General features: G+C 51.8%; 1 protein-coding gene. It reads right to left on the minus strand.

Annotated elements, in window-relative coordinates:
• A partial coding sequence (locus tag HBA93_RS18065) for an autotransporter outer membrane beta-barrel domain-containing protein (RefSeq protein WP_221724216.1) occupies positions 1-546 on the minus strand: 546 nt, incomplete at its 3' end.
• Between the last annotated feature and the right edge of the window lie 22 nt (positions 547-568).

The following is a 568-nucleotide window of genomic DNA, read 5'->3' on the forward strand; positions in this document are numbered from 1 at the left end:
GACCGGTGCACCCGGCTGATAATGCGGCTTCTTGTCTTTCAATTCAGAGCGCAGATACCAGTTACCGTCGGCGCTATCATCTCCTAAGCCGTTGTGAAACAGCCTGTACGCATAGGCACCGCCGACAACAGCCTGATCGCCTTTGTGAATATAGTCGCCCTTCAACTTGAATGTGCCATCAGACGCGCCGGTGACTTCAATAATTTGAATGCCGTTGACTGTCTGGGCACCAGTGCCGCCGATATTTTTTACCCGCACAAAGGTGTTTCCGGTCGTATCACCGTCGATGATCAGCTTGTCTGTTGCTGAACTGTCATCGTTCAGAGTGGTATTCAGGATCAGAAAGCCATCTGCACCCGTATATTTACCTTTAATCGTCAGGACATCGCCAACCAAATCTGCTGCACCTGCAAGGTCAATATTGCCGCCTTTGTTCAGCACTTCTCCGGTTAGTGTACGGTTGGTCAGATTGCCGCTGCTGTCATAAGGGGTAAGGGTAGCGCCACCGGATAATGTGAGGTGAGTGAGGTTGGAGTCCGCATCCATTTTCCACTGGCTGCCGATGCCG

Origin of the sequence: Ochrobactrum sp. SFR4 (assembly GCF_019730395.1) — a bacterium.
GTDB lineage: Bacteria > Pseudomonadota > Alphaproteobacteria > Rhizobiales > Rhizobiaceae > Pseudochrobactrum.